This is a genomic window from Citrobacter sp. wls714 (assembly GCF_005281025.1).
Lineage (GTDB): Bacteria > Pseudomonadota > Gammaproteobacteria > Enterobacterales > Enterobacteriaceae > Citrobacter > Citrobacter werkmanii.
The window spans coordinates 321,050-338,074 of record NZ_SZWZ01000031.1; the positions used below are offsets into that span (position 1 = coordinate 321,050).

Annotated in this window: 19 protein-coding genes and 1 tRNA gene; 3 read left to right on the forward strand and 17 right to left on the reverse strand. The window is 53.3% G+C overall.

What is annotated here, in order from left to right; genetic code table 11:
* The 10 genes from FDX11_RS08410 to FDX11_RS25085 all read right to left on the reverse strand — a co-directional run bounded on the left by FDX11_RS08410 (position 1) and on the right by FDX11_RS25085 (position 7,890).
* A complete protein-coding gene (locus FDX11_RS08410) occupies positions 1-231 on the reverse strand; it encodes a hypothetical protein (RefSeq protein WP_032174600.1) in 231 nt (76 codons plus the stop codon).
* Positions 231-809: a hypothetical protein gene (locus FDX11_RS08415; RefSeq protein ID WP_048247887.1), complete on the reverse strand. Its 579-nt coding sequence runs from the start codon at positions 807-809 to the stop codon at positions 231-233. Before FDX11_RS08415 ends, FDX11_RS08410 begins: the two co-directional genes overlap by 1 nt.
* Positions 793-984: a hypothetical protein gene (locus FDX11_RS08420; protein WP_032174597.1), complete on the reverse strand. Its 192-nt coding sequence runs from the start codon at positions 982-984 to the stop codon at positions 793-795. The genes FDX11_RS08415 and FDX11_RS08420 overlap by 17 nt, the downstream gene beginning before the upstream one ends.
* A complete protein-coding gene (locus FDX11_RS08425; protein ID WP_032174596.1) occupies positions 981-1,190 on the reverse strand; it encodes a hypothetical protein in 210 nt (69 codons plus the stop codon). Before FDX11_RS08425 ends, FDX11_RS08420 begins: the two co-directional genes overlap by 4 nt.
* Positions 1,190-1,621: a hypothetical protein gene (locus tag FDX11_RS08430; RefSeq protein WP_137397750.1), complete on the reverse strand. Its 432-nt coding sequence runs from the start codon at positions 1,619-1,621 to the stop codon at positions 1,190-1,192. The genes FDX11_RS08425 and FDX11_RS08430 overlap by 1 nt, the downstream gene beginning before the upstream one ends.
* A gap of 43 nt (positions 1,622-1,664) precedes the next feature.
* A complete protein-coding gene (locus FDX11_RS08435; protein ID WP_137397751.1) occupies positions 1,665-3,509 on the reverse strand; it encodes a DEAD/DEAH box helicase in 1,845 nt (614 codons plus the stop codon).
* A 23-nt stretch (positions 3,510-3,532) separates the two neighbouring features.
* Positions 3,533-3,835 carry a hypothetical protein gene (locus FDX11_RS08440; RefSeq protein ID WP_032174593.1) on the reverse strand — a complete coding sequence of 101 codons (303 nt, stop codon included), beginning with the start codon at positions 3,833-3,835 and terminating at the stop codon, positions 3,533-3,535.
* A 1,674-nt stretch (positions 3,836-5,509) separates the two neighbouring features.
* Positions 5,510-6,133, reverse strand: coding sequence for a recombinase family protein (locus FDX11_RS08445; protein WP_137397752.1), 624 nt, complete (start codon positions 6,131-6,133; stop codon positions 5,510-5,512).
* Positions 6,134-7,287: 1,154 nt separating this feature from the next.
* The gene (locus FDX11_RS08450) at positions 7,288-7,698 is read right to left on the reverse strand and encodes a hypothetical protein (RefSeq protein WP_032977680.1); all 411 of its coding nucleotides are present in this window, start codon (positions 7,696-7,698) and stop codon (positions 7,288-7,290) included.
* A gap of 39 nt (positions 7,699-7,737) precedes the next feature.
* A complete protein-coding gene (locus FDX11_RS25085) occupies positions 7,738-7,890 on the reverse strand; it encodes a hypothetical protein (RefSeq protein ID WP_007796056.1) in 153 nt (50 codons plus the stop codon).
* 439 nt (positions 7,891-8,329) lie between these two features.
* On the opposite strand from FDX11_RS25085, the gene FDX11_RS25090 reads away from it, so the two are divergent.
* Positions 8,330-8,470, forward strand: a complete 141-nt coding sequence (locus FDX11_RS25090) for a hypothetical protein (RefSeq protein WP_157970383.1) — start codon at positions 8,330-8,332, stop codon at positions 8,468-8,470.
* A 60-nt stretch (positions 8,471-8,530) separates the two neighbouring features.
* Here FDX11_RS25090 and FDX11_RS08455 read toward each other — a convergent pair.
* Positions 8,531-8,604: transfer RNA gene (locus FDX11_RS08455), tRNA-Gly, on the reverse strand.
* A gap of 79 nt (positions 8,605-8,683) precedes the next feature.
* Complete coding sequence (gene actS, locus FDX11_RS08460) at positions 8,684-9,442, reverse strand: amidase activator ActS (protein WP_137397753.1); 759 nt, start codon at positions 9,440-9,442, stop codon at positions 8,684-8,686.
* A gap of 166 nt (positions 9,443-9,608) precedes the next feature.
* On the opposite strand from actS, the gene idi reads away from it, so the two are divergent.
* Complete coding sequence (idi, locus tag FDX11_RS08465) at positions 9,609-10,157, forward strand: isopentenyl-diphosphate Delta-isomerase (protein ID WP_042310866.1); 549 nt, start codon at positions 9,609-9,611, stop codon at positions 10,155-10,157.
* 85 nt (positions 10,158-10,242) lie between these two features.
* Here idi and lysS read toward each other — a convergent pair whose 3' ends face one another.
* From lysS to xerD, 5 genes are all read right to left on the reverse strand, one after another.
* Positions 10,243-11,760 carry a lysine--tRNA ligase gene (gene lysS, locus FDX11_RS08470; protein ID WP_137397754.1) on the reverse strand — a complete coding sequence of 506 codons (1,518 nt, stop codon included), beginning with the start codon at positions 11,758-11,760 and terminating at the stop codon, positions 10,243-10,245.
* A 9-nt stretch (positions 11,761-11,769) separates the two neighbouring features.
* Positions 11,770-12,868, reverse strand: a protein-coding gene (prfB, locus tag FDX11_RS08475) for a peptide chain release factor 2 (RefSeq protein WP_100194817.1) whose coding sequence is annotated in 2 segments (ribosomal slippage) — positions 11,770-12,792 and positions 12,794-12,868 — 1,098 coding nt in all. Because the reading frame shifts where the segments join, the coding sequence is not laid out codon by codon here.
* A 91-nt stretch (positions 12,869-12,959) separates the two neighbouring features.
* Positions 12,960-14,693 (reverse strand): single-stranded-DNA-specific exonuclease RecJ, encoded by a 1,734-nt coding sequence (gene recJ / locus FDX11_RS08480; RefSeq protein WP_137365293.1) that lies wholly within the window; start codon positions 14,691-14,693, stop codon positions 12,960-12,962.
* Between the two features lie 5 nt (positions 14,694-14,698).
* Positions 14,699-15,412, reverse strand: a complete 714-nt coding sequence (gene dsbC / locus FDX11_RS08485) for a bifunctional protein-disulfide isomerase/oxidoreductase DsbC (protein WP_137365292.1) — start codon at positions 15,410-15,412, stop codon at positions 14,699-14,701.
* Between the two features lie 23 nt (positions 15,413-15,435).
* Positions 15,436-16,332, reverse strand: coding sequence for a site-specific tyrosine recombinase XerD (xerD, locus tag FDX11_RS08490; protein WP_038633475.1), 897 nt, complete (start codon positions 16,330-16,332; stop codon positions 15,436-15,438).
* Positions 16,333-16,444: 112 nt separating this feature from the next.
* Between xerD and fldB the strand changes: the two genes are divergently transcribed.
* Positions 16,445-16,966 carry a flavodoxin FldB gene (gene fldB / locus FDX11_RS08495; RefSeq protein WP_038633478.1) on the forward strand — a complete coding sequence of 174 codons (522 nt, stop codon included), beginning with the start codon at positions 16,445-16,447 and terminating at the stop codon, positions 16,964-16,966.
* The last annotated feature ends 59 nt before the right edge of the window (positions 16,967-17,025 follow it).

The window sequence follows — 17,025 nt, forward strand, 5'->3', positions numbered from 1 at the left end:
TTAAATAAGCCCGTGACGGCGTAGCCAACGGCGCTCGCCAGCGGAGCCACGCGGACGCTGGCGGCGTCCACGGGCGGTGACTGGCTGTTCGGGTGCGGCCTCACTTCGGAGATTCTGCGTCAGGATGTCCCACCCCTGCGGCTTAACAGGGGCGTAGCCTTCCCGCATCTCGTCAAGGTTGACGTATTGAGTCGGGTCAATTGCAGGGTGAATGATGTCGTTATCTTCCATCACTCGGCTCCCCATTTCGCATTAACATTTTCCAGAATGTCACCATACGGCCAGCGGCTCTTTAAGCAGCGGTTAACGAAAGCGATCACCTCTGGCGGAACGTCCAGCTTTTGGGCGATGTCAGCGACAGGCCAGCCAAAGCGCTCTAACTTGTGGATTTCATCCAAATCAGAAGGCACCAGCTTGCGCATGGCTTTCGCTTTCTCCGGCTTCACTTTAACGGCTTTCGGCGCAGGGTGAGTGTGGGCGTTCTGGAATCTGGAATGAGCGATAGCCAGCACGGTTTCAGGGCGAATCAGCGTATCGCGGGCAATCATAAATTCCGTATCACGGTGCAGCTTGCCGGGCTTATAGCGGCTGCGGATGGCGTTGTATTCAGCCAGAGTAATATCAGCATCGTCTTTCCACTGTTCGGCCAAGTCATCGACATAGACGCCACGGATTACACGGTCGATGTCGCTCGGGCTGAAACCAGTGCGAGAAGAGATTTCATCGTTGTTCAGGTGGTCAACAATACTCAGTTTATTGATAAGCTGAATATCGCGCAGGGTCAGGGTTGCGTTACTGGTGGTTGTCATACTGGAACTCTCCATCAAAGTTAATCGAATCTTCTACAAGGTCTTTAATCAAAGCGAGGCTGGATGCGGTATGGATACCACCGCCGCGCCGGGCGTTGTCGTACATGGCTTTGGCCTGCTTCTGGTACTTCTCAGGCAGCGAGTTAAACCACGCTCTAAACTGGTGCGGCGTCATTCGTTGTCATCCTCCGGGAACACGTTATTGAAAGATGCGTCCGGCGCATCGGCGGCATTTTGCTTGAGGAAGTTCACGCAGGATGACAGCTCGGCAGCAGCCATGCGGGATTCTCCAGCGGAGTCCTCTTTCAGGCGGCGGGTCAGCGCCTCCAGCAACAGGCACCGCATATCCCATGTCCCAGCTTCAAACTCGGTTTTGGTCATTAATGGTTATCTCCAACTGGTAACAGGCCAAGCGCCCGGATGTGCTGTATCACTTCTTGATGCACGGGCTTCGGCAGAAACAAACGGCGGGCAATGGCGGCGTAAACTTCATCAGGAGTCTTGCGTACCGGATGCACCCGGCCATTGAACACCTCACGCGATAAGCGGGCGGCTTTCCAAAGGCGCGAGCCGTCCGGCCTTTTCATGCGGTTCAGCACGGCGGCCAGACACTCCCACGGTGCGCAATCATTCAGCAGGCAATATCGCTCCAGCGGTGTAGATACATCGCGAAGGATGGCTTCACGATTAAGAGTCTTGCGATGACGTTCGGCCAGTCCGTCAAATGAATACCCGTTCAGGGCGAAGGCGAGCTGCGCATTAAGCAGGGCGTCAGAACGCCCCGCGCGATGCAGCGCGGTTTCATAAGGCATAAGGATTCTCCAGAAGGGAATTTAAACAGGCGAGCTGGTCAGCTCAGAGGAAGCGGGTGATGTAACCCCAATTGCAGTTTTCAGGGCGGTACAACGCCGCCAGCTCATCAGGTGCGGCATCGAGCGCCAACGATGACCACAGCAGAAACGCACGGGCAGGCTGTCCGTCGCGTCCAGCACGGCCAACCATCTGCACCATATCGGGCAGGTCATCAGGAATATAAGTCACGATTACGTTACGCACGTCAGGGATATCAGCTCCGAGGCCAAAGGCTTTGGTCGCCACCAGAACAGCTCCGGGCGTGCTAGCAAACCACTCAGCATTAGCATGACGCTGGTCACGGCTCAGACGGCGGGTGTCGGAATGATAAGGCCGGGCGCGGCTTCCCAGCTCGTCGAGGTACGCGTAAAGCATCTTGATACTGTCCACCATCACCAGCGTCTTTTCATCCACCGGGTGGGCATCGACCAGACCAACAGCAGCCCGGCGCTGCGCTTCACATTGCCGAACAGGAACAAGCTGGATGTTTTCTCTGGCAGCGCTGGCGCGGAAGGTCAGGAACTCGCCAAGACAGCCCAGCTCTTTCATCAGCTCAAACTCATCACCTCTTCGCAGGGTCGCGGTAAACGCGCAACGCTGTGCATCAGGAAAGGCATTTTGCAGGGTGTGCTTCATCGCGGGGAAAGCGGCGCGGAACTCCCAGTCGTCCACGGTGTGAACTTCGTCGATGATAAATCTGGCCACACCAACGGCCATCAGCGCAGCCAGTACCTGACTACCCGGCACCAGATGCTCAGGCGAAACGACAACCACCCGAAACGCCCCAGCAGCCAGCCCCGCAAGTTGCTGCGCATTACGCCGCTTCGGTAGCTTATCGCCAAAGGCCACCGCGTGAACGCCAGTCTCCCTTAACTGCTGTAGCACCTGCTGCTTGATAGTATTCGTAGGCACAACAATAACGGTCAGACCGTCACCAGTACCAGACTCGAATTGAAGGGCATAGGTGAACGCAGCCGTCTTGCCGTACCCAGTCGGCAGCACCGCCAGCATATCGCGGTCACGGGCAAACACAGCGGCGGCTACGTCCTGCTGGCCGGGTCGCCAGTCGCCACCATCTGGCGGCGGCAATGGCACAAACGCCGGGCGGTCGCATTGCTCCAGCTCACGGAACCTGTACGGCGCTGTAACCAGCGGCGGGATGGATGGCGGCAGGCCAGCGCCCCCAACGTCACAATGCAGATTCAGCGTATTGAAATTATCATCCGTGGGTTTCAGCTCACCGCACCACAACTGACGGAAAGCCGGGCTGTCACCCATTCGCGTAAAGTCAGCATGGCGCATCGCTTCCAGTTGGCTCATGCCCCGGTTGATTCTTTTCAGGGTGGAGTCATCGCAAATCAGAAACTCGCGACAGGCTTTAAGAAAGGCGTTTTGCCCCGTGGTCGCTTCCGGGATGGCGTGCTCACGCGGTTTCAATGCGGCATCGTCTACGCGAACACCGGGGAAATCTGGTGGCAGCGGCTCGGCGTACCGGGCAGGCTTTTTGTTTAGCCACATCACCAGCTCAGCGCGGCGGCAGTGGATTGCATCGCCCGGCTGGATAATCTGGCGCAACCCTGCATCAGCGCGGCGGGCGTGTGTCTTGCGTCCGATTCCGTTAGCCTCTTTCCATTCTCGGAACGACATAACAGAATCGTCAGCGTTAAAGTAAAACTCTTGTGACTCCGTATTAAACGCAGCCTGTATGGGTTTACGCTTTACAGGACATTGCTTGTTACGCGATACAACTATCTTATCCGCAACCAGTTGCTGAGCATCCGCAGGCGCAGTGTTCAGCGGTTCGGCGTCAGCGGCCAGCGCAAGCAGGCGGTTCAATCTCGTGGGCATGTTTGAAATCTCCAGTCAAATAATCAAGCAGCTTTCCGCCAGATGTATCGGCGGTGGACACCTCTCTTTTTGGTCACGCCGTGCAGCTTTCGCCATGCGCGGAAGGTCATAACGGAACCATCGGGATTGTAGTAATACACACGCAGACGTTTGTGGAATGCTCCCTGTACCGTCTTGTCCGTGACAGCGCAGCGCACGTAATGCGGGATAACAGTTTCACTCCAGACCAGTTGTTGCGGCGTGGCGCTAATCGTGCTTAACGCTTCGGCGGCAGCAGTTGCCAGCTCCAGTTGCAGGCGTGAATTCATGTGGCGTAAATCAACCATGATGTAAGCTCCAGAAATTAAGGTGAGTTTAGAACGGGGCGCAGGACGGAAGCGCCGGAAGTGTGGCGGTGGCGGTTGAGGCGGCGTCGGTGTTCCGTCCCTCTTTAGTAGTGATCTTCATCCAGTGATTTGGATTTAACTCAGGCGCAACAGGCAATGCAGCGGGATAGCGCGAGGGCGGGCTTGTGGTCTCATCTTCCCACACTAGTAACCCTTATCGGTCGGTAGCCTTCCCAATATAGTAGCTTTCAAGTCAAGAATGCTATCCGGGGCTTGCCTTCCCTTTGTAGTCACTTTCATCCACGCATACCCCGGACAGCCCTTGTGGCGTCTGGTGCGACAGGCAATTTCAGGTAGGTGTATTAGGGATGTGAAATTGGTTCTTGGCGTAGCTCTTTCCTACAATATAGACACTTTTAAATTTATTAATAAATGCAGTCAGTTAAACGGTTATCTTTATTACCTATAACTTTCACAGATCAATAGATTAAAATTGATCGGAATTATCAGCTTTAAATTTCTTGACAGCTATTTGTATAATGGTTTTAAGAAGTTGTATCGGAGTGAGCGACTGGCAGTGAGCGTAGCGAACGGTAAGCCAGTCGGCGAAGAACGAAGAGTATGAGATGACTTGTCATCGAATACGATGAGTGATTGAGCGCTACGAACGAAGATACGCTGTATAACAGTTAGAACAGTTACCTAGCTGAATATGAATAATACATTTAATATTTATCTGGATTAGTATTTTCTATTTATTCTCCCTGTAATAATTCAATCCTTTCTTCTATTTCAATAATCATTACTATCTCAGCAATTAGCTGTTTAAGTAATACCGCTTTAAATTACCATCCCACTACATAACTCCCGACCTGTAGCCAGTACGGCGAGCGGGTAAGCGATGAGTACCGAGCATCGCATAGAGCAAAGCGAAAGAGAAGCACAGCAGCAGGCGGCGACTGATAAATGAGCCGAACAGGTGAGTGCAAGCAGGCGTAAGCACTGCACCGTTGAGAGGTGTGGAGACGGCGGAACGTCTCCGCGTTTAGGCAAAGCGGCGTCACTGAGGCGCAGCACTTGCCATCTAGGAGATGACACCAGATAAGAACCTTCATAGATAATTTATTCAAGAATTATAAGTGGTACTTAATAAAGTTGATCTGGATAAGTAAACCTAATAATGATGAGTCTGTATAAATCTTAGTCAACCTAACCGCATCTTGAATAAATTAGCGTTGAATCCCTTCCCCGCCCCCAACCGGGAATTGTTCAGTGATAACTCACATTCACAATCTGATCTCGATGTTCATCGTCTGGCACGGCTAAAGCCCCGCCACCTCTTCACATCGAGAGCCGCAAGTAATACGAAAATACATTATAAATCATAGCATTACGACATCGCGCATAACATAACGCTCTGAAATTAATACGAAAGCTGTAGGTCATCCATCACCCACAGCCCAGTAACGGCCAGTGCTGGCACCTCATTTGGCTGTAGGTCAGCCCGACCCCACCACCCAATAACCCCGCCCGGCAGCAATGGCACGGCACCAGAGGCAGCGTAACGATCTCTGAGTTAATAAATCACTTAGGGCAGCGTAACCCACACCCAACGGCTCACATCCTCGCAGAGAGGCTCACAGATCACCTCGTGACATTTCACAGCATCAACCCTCAGACGCTGGCAGCCAGCTCACGCTTAATGCGGTAGAACGTTGCCCGGCTTATCCCGGCAGCTTTCATGATGCGCTCCTGTTTCACACCCTGCGCCAGCATTTCCCTGACGGTCTCGCGAGCGGCGGCATCCTTCTGACTCCCACGATAAAGCCCCTCAGCTTTGGCTCGTTCAATGCCCTGCCGCTGGCGCATCAGTCGCGTCTCGTAGTCCACGCGAGCCATTGTAGCGAGGATATCGATCAGCATTGCGTTAACGGCTCTGAGGATGCCGCTGGTTAGCTCTGACGCGGTTTCGTTCAGCAACTGCCACGAGGTTGGCAGGTCAACGGCGACGATCACCAGCCCCTTATCCTGAATCCTCTGTTTCAGTGTTGCCCATTCCTTTTGTGTCAGGCGGCTTAGCCTGTCTATGCTTTCAACAAGTAGAACGTCGCCAGCCTCCGCCTCACCCAGCAGTCGCATCAGTTCAGGACGCTCCAGCCGCGCACCGCTGGCGTTCTCGATGTATCGCGCAGCAATAGACCAACCACGCTCATTAGCGAAATCCTCCAGCGCAGGAACGGCACGGTCGGCGTGTTGCTCGGCGGTGGATGCCCTGGCATACAGACGAACGTTATTCATGATTCCCCCTCCAAATCTCAGTGAAGTATCACATCCCGACTTGAAGGAGATCACACTTAAAAACCGTGGTCAATAGAGTATAAAATAAATTTGATTGCGACAGCGGCGGCACATCACAATGCGGTATACCCGGATGAGACAGAGACAGCCAGCGGCAGACTGGCACCGAGTCACAGCAAAACCCCGGCGCACCCAGCGAACGCAGCGCAAAGCGCAAAGCGCACACAGGAGATCAGCACGGCACCGCCACGATCTCGAAATCACAAAGGCGTTGAATCAAACATTGCAACCGCAGCAGTAACCAGCCAGCATTTCGCGCCTGCAACGGTTGTCTCGGATGAGCAAAATCTTAGGGTTTTCTCAGCGACCCCTGACGCGCGGGCACGCACATGCGCACGGGGGCGCGGGCGAGCTATAGAGTTGAGGGAGGGGCAACCATAAGCGTGCAATTTTTCAAGCCGGGACTTTTAACAGTGGGATTGTGAGGCTGTTTTGCATTCAGGGAGTGAGGCTGTAGGTAGTCATCCTTGAATCAGTTAATGAGAAACTGACCATTTTTCCCCACAGATAAAGCCACTTTGCGTTGATATTCCGCATCGAGTGCAGCAGCACACTTAAAACTGGCGCGTTTGGTGGCAGCCCTGATACAGGCAGGACGAACGACTAAGAGTCAGAAAAAACTCTCTATATGCTCTGGATACTTACTTTGAACCCATACAAGCAGTTGCTTCCACGGCGGCGCGGCTTTCTGGCCGGGTGCTAATTTTGCTGCTTCACCGATATGCCGCGTTAGTGTGTAACATTCACAGATTCCATCAGAACGGTCATAAGACAGACTGAACGAACTGCACCGCATTCTGTACTTGCGATACCGACCGCTTCGGCTATTTCCGTGGTCGCTATAAGAGTCCTCTATGACTAGAGAATCCTTCCGTATCCATTGTTGTATTTTTTCACCTAGTTCAATTGAAATTTTAACTTCGTAGGAAGAATAGAATTCAGATTCACTGTCCAAGCCAAAGCTCCAAATATTCTAACCGTTCCGCATCGTGACTGCGATTTGTCACAGGATAAGTTTATCCGCTTAATGAATTATTCAGCCCAATAACTACACGAGTAGCTGTCATTTTCTGGGATACGTTCGTATTCCAGTTCTAGTACGGCGACACGTAATCCGCAGGCAATCTCTCTCGGAACCATTCCCATAAGAACTTCAGCTCAGCAATATCAGACTCAGCCGCCCACTCTTTGACCCGGTAGTCTCTCCACGCCAGTGCATTTTCAAGAGCATTATCGATATGTTCGTAAAGCCCCTCAAAGCCACACTCCAGCACTTGTCTCGTGTCGTACCCAATACGCATTTGGCGTACATGCAACAGCTTTAGTGAGTCTTCTTTTGTGGCTGGAATCGGATCGCCAAAATCGCCTCGATCAGCACACCAATTGGTATATGCCATGAGCTGCTTTATACATGCTATTTGTGCCAACTTAGCTTCATTGCATCTCATGTATTCAGCTTGCTGCAATACACGCTTTGTTGCAGGGTCTAGATCATCGTAACTCAATTCAGCTCTTCCTTAGTATTGCTAACCACAGCAGTTCGATCACTCCGGTTCATCTAATCCGTTTTCCTTGTCATCTTCAATCATGGATTTAATGAAATCTCTTTGCTCGCATGTTAGCTCAACCTCATCAAGTAACTTACGCAGCTCTGCTTTACGGCGCTCAGCCTCGCTTTCCTTATACAATTCAGCCATACATCCCCGCATTGCTTTTAGGATTAGTCTCAGGCTACAGAATGTACAGGGAGCGTGCAACGGATTGTTATTTATTACAGATACAAGAATTAAGGGGGAAATAATCAGGAGGGGATGCCCCGGACTGCCAGCACAGAACCGGGGCGAATGCAGACGGAGCCACCCATCAGCCGAATAACCATAGCCTATTTTCTGGCAATAGCAAGCCATAAGCGCCGTGTTGGGTACACTCAGCAGCAGCGCCCTCGGCGCATCATCTCAATCTTGTACAATCATCCGTTCACTTATCGAGTACCGTTCATTTATGGCACGGTGAACACCACGGTAGAGCCAGCCCCTTTCCCGGACTGGTTAGGCTTCCCAACATCAGCTCGTTTATCCGTGGCGTGTCATCACGACAGGCGGGAACCGGACACCGCGCTAAGTGCGGAACAGATGAATGTTTCAGGGAATCATGCCGGGTGAACGGCTTTCAGTTCATGTTGGACTATCGCGGTATGACCAGTGGAACGACCGCCAGCGCTTTGCTAAACTCCCTGTTCACCGTTCAACAAATCGCGGCAACTATCAGGGTAAATAGCGGTACTTTGGTCACATCACCTTAGAGCTAACTCATTGAGTTATAAGGCTTTTAATGGGCTGGAGCGGGCGAAGGGAATCGAACCCTCGTATAGAGCTTGGGAAGCTCTCGTTCTACCATTGAACTACGCCCGCATTGAAGTGCGTAAGGGATTATAAACCTTACGCTCTTCTTGGCAAGGGACTAGCCGACTGACTGGCGATTAATTCACCGTCAGCATTTTGGCTTACTGCCCTGCGGCGGTAAATAACGCAGCGGATCGATAGCCGTTGCGCGATAACGGATCTGGAAATGCAGACGCACCGTCGTCGCATCCGTGCTGCCCATCGTGGCGATCTTCTGCCCGGCTTTCACGTTTTGACCGTTGTTCACCAGCATGGTGTCATTATGCGCATAGGCAGTGATGTAGTCCTCACTGTGCTTAATCATGATGAGGTTGCCATAGCCCCGCAGTTGATTGCCGACATAGACCACCTTCCCCGCTCCGGCCGCATAAATCGGCGTACCGCGCGCAGCTGAGATATCAATGCCCTTGTTACCGCCGTCCGCCGTAGAATAAGGCAGAATCACCTTACCGCTGGCGGGCCACTGCCAGCAGCGTTGTCCTACCGGCGGCCAGGACGATTGCGGCACGGAAGAAGACGGTCTGACTGCCGCCGTTTTGGTAGAGGATTTCGAGCTTGTTTTACCAGAGGAAGAAGTGGATTTCGCACCGCCGCTGACCTTTAGCCTTTGCCCCACTTCAATGGTATAGGGTGGGGAAATGTTATTCAGGCGAGCGATCTCTTTCACGCTGGTGCCGGTGGCGCGTGAAATACGGTATAACGTATCTCCCCGCTTCACGGTATATACGGAGCCGGAATAACTTCCTGCGTCAGACGACTTACTCCCGGAACAGCCAGATAACAGCAGACCGACACACAGCAGCATCGCGACACTCAGGCCATTTTTCTTCAGGCGTCCTGCACTCAAAACAATACCTCGCAACATTTTCAGACGCTTTATCATAGCAGCCAGAAACCGGATGCCAAATCATATCGCGTAACGAACCCTCGGCGCTGGTATTTCACACCCACTGTTAATCAAACTGTCTTAATTAAGCATATAATGTGGGTGCTTAAGATTGATGGTGGACGCTATGCGACAGGAACATGTCATTTTATTAAATGAGCAGGGTCAGCCCTGCGGGACGCTGGAAAAGTATGCGGCGCATACCGCCACAACGCCTCTGCACGCTGCGTTTTCCTGCTGGATATTTAACGACCAGGGACAACTGCTGGTGACGCGCCGTTCACTGCACAAAAAAGCCTGGCCAGGCGTCTGGACCAACTCTGTCTGCGGTCATCCCCAATCGGGTGAATCCACCGAAGCCGCTATTGTCCGCCGCGCTCGGTTCGAACTGGGTACAGACATTGACTCGCTCAGCTCCGTGTATGCTGATTTTCGTTATTGTGCCACGGACCCGAGCGGAATTATGGAAAACGAGGTGTGTCCGGTGTACGCCGCACATATCGTGAGTCCGCTCCAGCTAAACGCAGATGAAGTGATGGATCACCAGTGGAGCGATCTTGAGGATGTGTTGAGCGGGATTGACGCGACGCCGTGGGCGTTTAGCCCGTGGATGGTAATGCAGGTTTCAAACGATAAGGCGCGAGGATTACTGCGCAAGTTTGCCAACGGGAATTAATTGCCTGATGGCGCTATGCTTAGCTGGCCTACATAACGAATCGTAGGCCGGATAAGGCATCAGCCGCCATCCGGCATTTCACATCTTACTTAACCGGGCGCATCGCCGGGAACAGGATCACGTCGCGGATGGTGTGGCTGTTGGTGAACAGCATAACCATACGGTCGATACCAATACCCAGACCCGCAGTCGGCGGCAGACCGTGTTCCAGAGCGGTAACGTAGTCTTCATCGTAGAACATCGCTTCGTCATCACCTGCATCTTTGGCGTTAACCTGATCCTGGAAACGCTGCGCCTGATCTTCTGCATCGTTCAGCTCGCTGAAACCGTTACCGATCTCACGTCCGCCGATGAAGAATTCGAAGCGATCGGTGATTTCCGGGTTTACGTCATTACGGCGCGCCAGCGGAGAAACTTCTGCCGGGTACTCGGTAATGAAGGTCGGTTGAATCAGATGCGCTTCCGCGACTTCTTCGAAGATCTCGGTCACGATACGGCCCAGACCCCAGCTCTTCTCAACTTTGATGCCGATAGATTCAGCGATCGCTTTAGCAGAGTCGAAGTTATCCAGATCGGCCATGTTGGTTTCCGGACGATATTTCTGAATCGCTTCGCGCATGGTCAGTTTTTCGAACGGCTTACCGAAGTCAAAGACTTCTTCGCCGTAAGGCACTTCGGTGGTGCCCAGAACGCTCTGCGCCAGCGTACGGAACAGTGATTCGGTCAGTTCGATCAGATCTTTGTAGTCCGCATACGCCATGTAGAGTTCCATCATGGTGAACTCTGGGTTATGACGAACTGAGATGCCTTCGTTACGGAAGTTACGGTTAATTTCGAACACGCGTTCGAAGCCGCCAACCACCAGACGCTTGAGGTACAGTTCCGGCGCGATACGCAGGTACATATCCAGATCCAGCGCGTTATGATGGGTGATGAACGGACGCGCAGCAGCACCGCCAGGGATCACCTGCATCATCGGGGTTTCCACTTCCATAAAGCCGCGACCCACCATGAACTGACGGATGCCAGCCATAATTTGTGAACGCACTTTAAAGGTATTGCGGGATTCATCATTAGAAATGAGATCCAGATAGCGCTGACGATAACGCGCTTCCTGGTCCTGCAGCCCGTGGAATTTATCCGGTAGCGGCCGCAGCGCTTTCGTCAGCAGACGCAGCTCGGTGCAATGAATGGACAGCTCACCGGTCTTGGTCTTGAACAACTTACCTTTCGCGCCAAGGATATCGCCCAGATCCCATTTTTTGAACTGCTCGTTGTAAACGCCTTCCGGCAGATCGTCACGAGCAACGTACAGCTGAATACGGCCGCCAACATCCTGCAGTGTAACGAATGAGGCTTTACCCATAATACGGCGGGTCATCATACGGCCAGCAACGGATACCTCGATGTTCAGCGCTTCCAGCTCTTCGTTTTCTTTCGCGTCGAAGTCAGCATGCAGTTGGTCTGAGGTATGATCGCGACGGAAATCGTTTGGGAACGGGATCCCCTGCTCACGCAGGCTCGCCAGCTTCTCACGGCGCGTTTTCAGTTCATTGTTAAGATCGGCTACCGCGTCAGCGCCCTGTACGTGTTGTTCAGACATGTTGGTTCCTCATAACCCTGCTTTCAAACTTGCTTCGATAAATTGATCCAGGCTGCCATCCAGCACCGCCTGCGTGTTACGGGTTTCAACCCCGGTACGCAGATCTTTAATGCGGGAGTCATCAAGGACATAAGAACGAATCTGGCTACCCCAGCCGATATCTGACTTATTGTCTTCCATCGCCTGTTTCTCGGCATTCTTCTTCTGCATTTCCAGTTCATAAAGCTTCGCTTTCATCTGCTTCATGGCCTGGTCTTTGTTCTTGTGCTGGGAACGGTCGTTCTGACACTGCGTCACAATCCCGGTCGGGATGTGGGTGATACGTACCGCCGATTCTGTACGGTTAACGTGCTGACCGCCCGCACCAGAGGCGCGATAAACGTCAATGCGCAGATCCGCCGGGTTGATGTCGATATCGATATCATCGTCAACTTCCGGATAGACAAACGCCGAGCTGAACGACGTATGGCGGCGACCGCCGGAGTCGAACGGGCTCTTACGTACCAGACGGTGTACGCCGGTTTCAGTCCGCAGCCAACCGTACGCATATTCGCCAGCAATTCTGATGGTCACGGATTTAATACCCGCCACTTCACCTTCAGATTCTTCAATAATTTCAGTCTTAAAGCCGCGTGCTTCAGCCCAACGCAGATACATACGCATCAGCATGCTTGCCCAGTCTTGCGCTTCCGTACCACCGGAGCCAGCCTGAATATCGAGATAGCAATCTGCGCTGTCATATTCGCCGGAGAACATACGACGGAATTCCAGCTGCGCCAGCTTATCTTCCAGGGTATCGAGTTCTGCTACGGCTTCGTTGAAGGTTTCTTCGTCGTCGGCTTCTACAGCCAGTTCCAACAGGCCGGAGACATCTTCCAGGCCCTGGCTCATTTGGTCGAGTGTATCGACGATAGCCTCGAGGGAGGAACGCTCTTTACCCAGCGCCTGCGCGCGTTCGGGTTCGTTCCACACGTCCGGCTGCTCCAGCTCGGCGTTTACTTCTTCCAGACGCTCTTTCTTGGCATCATAGTCAAAGATACCCCCTAAGAACGTCAGAGCGTTCCGTGAGGTCCTGAATGCGGTTATTTACCGGATTAATTTCAAACATTGTCTGATTTCTTTTATTGGACTAGTCAAAATGCGGTTATAAGAGCGGGATTGTAACTAATCCACGCCCTTTTTTATAGCGATTAGTGACGCTAAAGTGGCCAGATATTATCGATTATTAGCTGCAAACTGCGGTTGCCGCGAAACTCATTAATATCCAGTTTATAGGCCAACTGAACATCGCGCACGCCGTTGTCCGGCCAGCAACTGGTATCAACGTTGAACGCAATTCCGTCCAGCAGAGGTCCCCCGCCAACCGGCTCCACCATCACCTTCAGATGACGCTCCCCCACCAAACGCTGCTGAAGGAGACGGAAATGTCCATCAAACAGCGGTTCCGGGAACATTTGCCCCCACGGCCCGGCATCGCGCAGCATTTGCGCGACCTCCATGGTCATCTCCGCGGCGCTTAGCGGGCCATCTGACACCACTTCGCCCTGCAGCAAGGCGGGATCCAGCCACTCGGTTACCAGTTCGCCGAAACGCTGCTGGAAACGCTCAAACTGCGCCTCTTCCAGCGACAAGCCCGCCGCCATGGCGTGACCGCCAAACTTGAGGATCATGCCAGGATGAAGGGTGTCCAGGCGCTCCAGCGCATCACGCATGTGCAGCCCCTGAATCGAACGCCCGGAGCCTTTGAGCGTACCGTCGCCGGCAGGAGCAAACGCAATCACCGGACGATGAAAACGCTCTTTAATGCGCGATGCCAGAATGCCGACTACCCCCTGATGCCACTCAGGATGGTACATCGCAAGGCCGCCCGGTAGCGTCTCGCTGCTGCGCTCCAGCTTTTCACACAGGGTCAGCGCTTCCGCCTGCATGCCCTGCTCAATTTCTTTGCGTGTCTGATTGAGCGCGTCCAGTTCATTGGCCAGCACGCGTGCCTCGCCAATGTTGTCGCACAGCAACAGCGCCACGCCGACGGACATATCATCCAGACGGCCAGCGGCATTCAGCCGTGGTCCCAGCGCAAAACCCAAATCGCTCGCCACCAGCTTAGCCGGTTCGCGATTGGCGATTTCCAGAAGCGCCTTGATACCCGGACGGCAGACGCCCGCACGAATACGGGACAAGCCCTGCCAGGTCAGGATACGGTTGTTAGCATCCAGCGGAACAACGTCCGCCACGGTTCCCAGCGCGACCAGATCGAGATATTCCACAATCTTCGGTACCGCGATACCACGCGCGTCAAACCAGCCCTTACTCTTCAGATGATTACACAGCACCAGCATCAGGTAGAACGCCACACCCACTCCCGCCAGCGATTTTGACGGGAAAGGACAGTCCGCAAGGTTTGGGTTCACAATGGCGTCGGCATTGGGCAGTATTTCCCCCGGCAGATGGTGATCGGTAACCAGAACGCGGATACCCAGCGCATGCGCATGATCGACCCCGGAGTGGGAGGAAATCCCATTATCCACCGTCATGATCATTTGTGCGCCGCGTGCATGGGCCTGATCGACCACTTCAGGACTTAAGCCGTAGCCGTCCTCAAAACGGTTGGGAACCAGGTATTCCACGGTATCACAGCCCATCGCCCGCAGCGAAAGAACGCTTAATGCGGTGCTGGTCGCGCCATCTGCATCAAAATCGCCGACCACCATAATGCGCAGGTTTTTCTCAAACGCGTCATGCAGCATCTCAACCGCTTTTTCCACACCCGTCAGCGTCTGCCAGTGCAGCATCCCTTTCAGGCTTCGCTCCAGATCGTTAGCCGTTCTCACGCCGCGGCTGGCGTATAAACGACGCAACAATGGCGGCAAGTCATCAGGCAGCTCGGTTGTCTCGTCGGCTTCACGCCGACGAAGTTGTATCTTTTGTTTCACGCGAATTATTTACCGCTGGTTTGTTTTGCATGTGCGTCGAGGAATTCTTTCATCTCTTTCGGGCCCTGATAGCCAGGCACAACATAGCCATTGCTCAGCACAATCGCCGGCGTGCCGGTAACGCCAAACTGCACGCCAAGCGCATAGTGGTTAGCGATGTCCACATCACAGGTCGCTGGTTTCACGTCCTTGCCTGCCATCGCATCATCAAAGGCTTTGTTTTTATCTTTCGCACACCAGATCGACTTCATGTCCTGCTCAGCCTGGCTTTCCAGACCCTGACGTGGGAAGGCCAGATAACGAACGGTGATCCCCAACGCATTATAGTCTTTCATCTCTTCATGCAGCTTGTGGCAGTAGCCACAGGTGATATCGGTGAAAACGGTAATGACGTGTTTTTCCTGCGGCGCTTTGTAGACGATCATCTCTTTTTCCAGTGCGTTCAAATGCTTCATCAGCAGCTGGTTAGTGACATTCACCGGGCTTGCGCCGCTCACGTCATACATCGGTCCCTGAATAATATGTTTACCGTCTTCAGTTACGTACAGCACGCCGCTATTGGTCAGTACGGTTTTCATGCCCGCCACCGGAGCAGACTGAATCTCTGTGCTCTGGACGCCCAGCTTTGCCAATGACTGGCGAATCGCCGCATCGTCTGCATGTACCATGCCGGAAAACGCCGTTGCCAGCAGAGTGAACATCATAAAACGTTTTTTCATAACCTATCCTATCCTGTCAGCACTCACGCTCGCGGGTGATGCTGTTGATGTAGTTGACGCAAGCGCTCCGTTGCGACATGAGTATAAATTTGTGTTGTCGAGAGGTCGCTATGCCCCAGTAGCATCTGCACCACGCGCAGGTCAGCGCCATGATTGAGCAAATGCGTGGCAAAAGCATGCCGCAGGACGTGCGGTGACAGTTTTTCGCTGTCGATTCCCGCCAACACAGCATAGTGTTTAATACGATGCCAGAAGGTCTGACGGGTCATCTGTTGCGCCCGCTGGCTGGGAAACAGCACATCAATCGATACGCCGTTGAGCAACCATGGGCGGCCATGTTCCAGATACGTTTCCAGCCAGTACACCGCCTCTTCACCCAACGGCACCAGGCGCTCTTTATTACCTTTACCGATCACCCGTACCACGCCCTGACGCAGGCTGACGTCACTCATCGTCAGTCCCACCAGCTCAGACACGCGTAGGCCCGTTGCATACAATACTTCCAGCATGGCTTTGTCGCGTAGCTCCAGCGGTTGCTCAATAAGCGGCGCCTGCAACAACCGCTCTACCTGCGCTTCACTGAGATCCTTGGGCAGACGCTGCGGAAGCTTCGGTGATGCAAGCGAGGCGCTGGGATCGTCTTCGCGAAATTTTTCGCGGTACAGATGCTGAAAAAAGCGCCGCGTGGCACTGAGCAAGCGAGCGGAACTGGTGGCTTTATATCCCCCATCCATCCGCTCGGCCAGCAATGCCTGCAGATCATCGCTCTGCGCCGTCGCCAGTGAAACGCCGCGATGATGCAGCCATTCGACCAGCATGGTCAGATCGCGACGATACGCACTTAATGTGTTTTCCGCCAGATTTCGTTCCAGCCACAGGGCATCAAGAAACTGCTCGATGCGCGCCAGATCCTGTTCCACTCGCGCCCCTTATTCACTCTCATTTTTGATGCATTATGCCTCATTGTGCCGGGATTGCGGCGATTCTGTTACACTACCCGCAACGCTACAGCAGAATTGAGATGTTTACGTCATGAACATGGGTCTTTTTTACGGTTCCAGTACCTGCTACACCGAAATGGCAGCAGAAAAAATCCGCGATATCCTGGGTCCCGAACTGGTGACACTGCACAACCTCAAAGATGATTCCCCGACCTTAATGGAGCAGTATGATGTGCTCATTTTGGGCATCCCGACCTGGGATTTCGGTGAAATTCAGGAGGATTGGGAAGCGGTCTGGGAGCAACTGGACGACCTCAACCTGGAAGGCAAAATTGTCGCGCTTTACGGGATGGGCGATCAGTTAGGATATGGCGAATGGTTCCTGGATGCGCTGGGTATGCTGCACGATAAACTGGTCACCAAAGGCGTCAAGTTTGTCGGTTACTGGCCAACCGAAGGCTATGAATTTACCAGCGATAAACCCGTCATTGCCGATGGACAGCTGTTTGTTGGTTTGGCGCTGGATGAAACGAACCAGTACGATCTCAGCGATGAACGCATCCAGAACTGGTGCGAGCAAATTCTTGGGGAAATGGCCGAACACTGGTCCTGATAACCGTGTTGCCGGATAGCGCAGTGAACGCCTTATCCGGCTTACCTCACGCATCAAAC

What these genes read in the sequence shown, in the direction of transcription:
- FDX11_RS08410 (WP_032174600.1), bottom strand. Translation starts at nt 231, where the DNA reads ATGGAAGATAACGACATCATTCACCCTGCAATTGACCCGACTCAATAC.
- FDX11_RS08415 (WP_048247887.1), bottom strand. Translation starts at nt 809, where the DNA reads ATGACAACCACCAGTAACGCAACCCTGACCCTGCGCGATATTCAGCTT.
- FDX11_RS08420 (WP_032174597.1), bottom strand. Translation starts at nt 984, where the DNA reads ATGACGCCGCACCAGTTTAGAGCGTGGTTTAACTCGCTGCCTGAGAAG.
- FDX11_RS08425 (WP_032174596.1), bottom strand. Translation starts at nt 1,190, where the DNA reads ATGACCAAAACCGAGTTTGAAGCTGGGACATGGGATATGCGGTGCCTG.
- FDX11_RS08430 (WP_137397750.1), bottom strand. Translation starts at nt 1,621, where the DNA reads ATGCCTTATGAAACCGCGCTGCATCGCGCGGGGCGTTCTGACGCCCTG.
- FDX11_RS08435 (WP_137397751.1), bottom strand. Translation starts at nt 3,509, where the DNA reads ATGCCCACGAGATTGAACCGCCTGCTTGCGCTGGCCGCTGACGCCGAA.
- FDX11_RS08440 (WP_032174593.1), bottom strand. Translation starts at nt 3,835, where the DNA reads ATGGTTGATTTACGCCACATGAATTCACGCCTGCAACTGGAGCTGGCA.
- FDX11_RS08445 (WP_137397752.1), bottom strand. Translation starts at nt 6,133, where the DNA reads ATGAATAACGTTCGTCTGTATGCCAGGGCATCCACCGCCGAGCAACAC.
- FDX11_RS25085 (WP_007796056.1), bottom strand. Translation starts at nt 7,890, where the DNA reads ATGGCTGAATTGTATAAGGAAAGCGAGGCTGAGCGCCGTAAAGCAGAG.
- FDX11_RS25090 (WP_157970383.1), top strand. Translation starts at nt 8,330, where the DNA reads ATGTTTCAGGGAATCATGCCGGGTGAACGGCTTTCAGTTCATGTTGGA.
- idi (WP_042310866.1), top strand. Translation starts at nt 9,609, where the DNA reads ATGCGACAGGAACATGTCATTTTATTAAATGAGCAGGGTCAGCCCTGC.
- lysS (WP_137397754.1), bottom strand. Translation starts at nt 11,760, where the DNA reads ATGTCTGAACAACACGTACAGGGCGCTGACGCGGTAGCCGATCTTAAC.
- dsbC (WP_137365292.1), bottom strand. Translation starts at nt 15,412, where the DNA reads ATGAAAAAACGTTTTATGATGTTCACTCTGCTGGCAACGGCGTTTTCC.
- fldB (WP_038633478.1), top strand. Translation starts at nt 16,445, where the DNA reads ATGAACATGGGTCTTTTTTACGGTTCCAGTACCTGCTACACCGAAATG.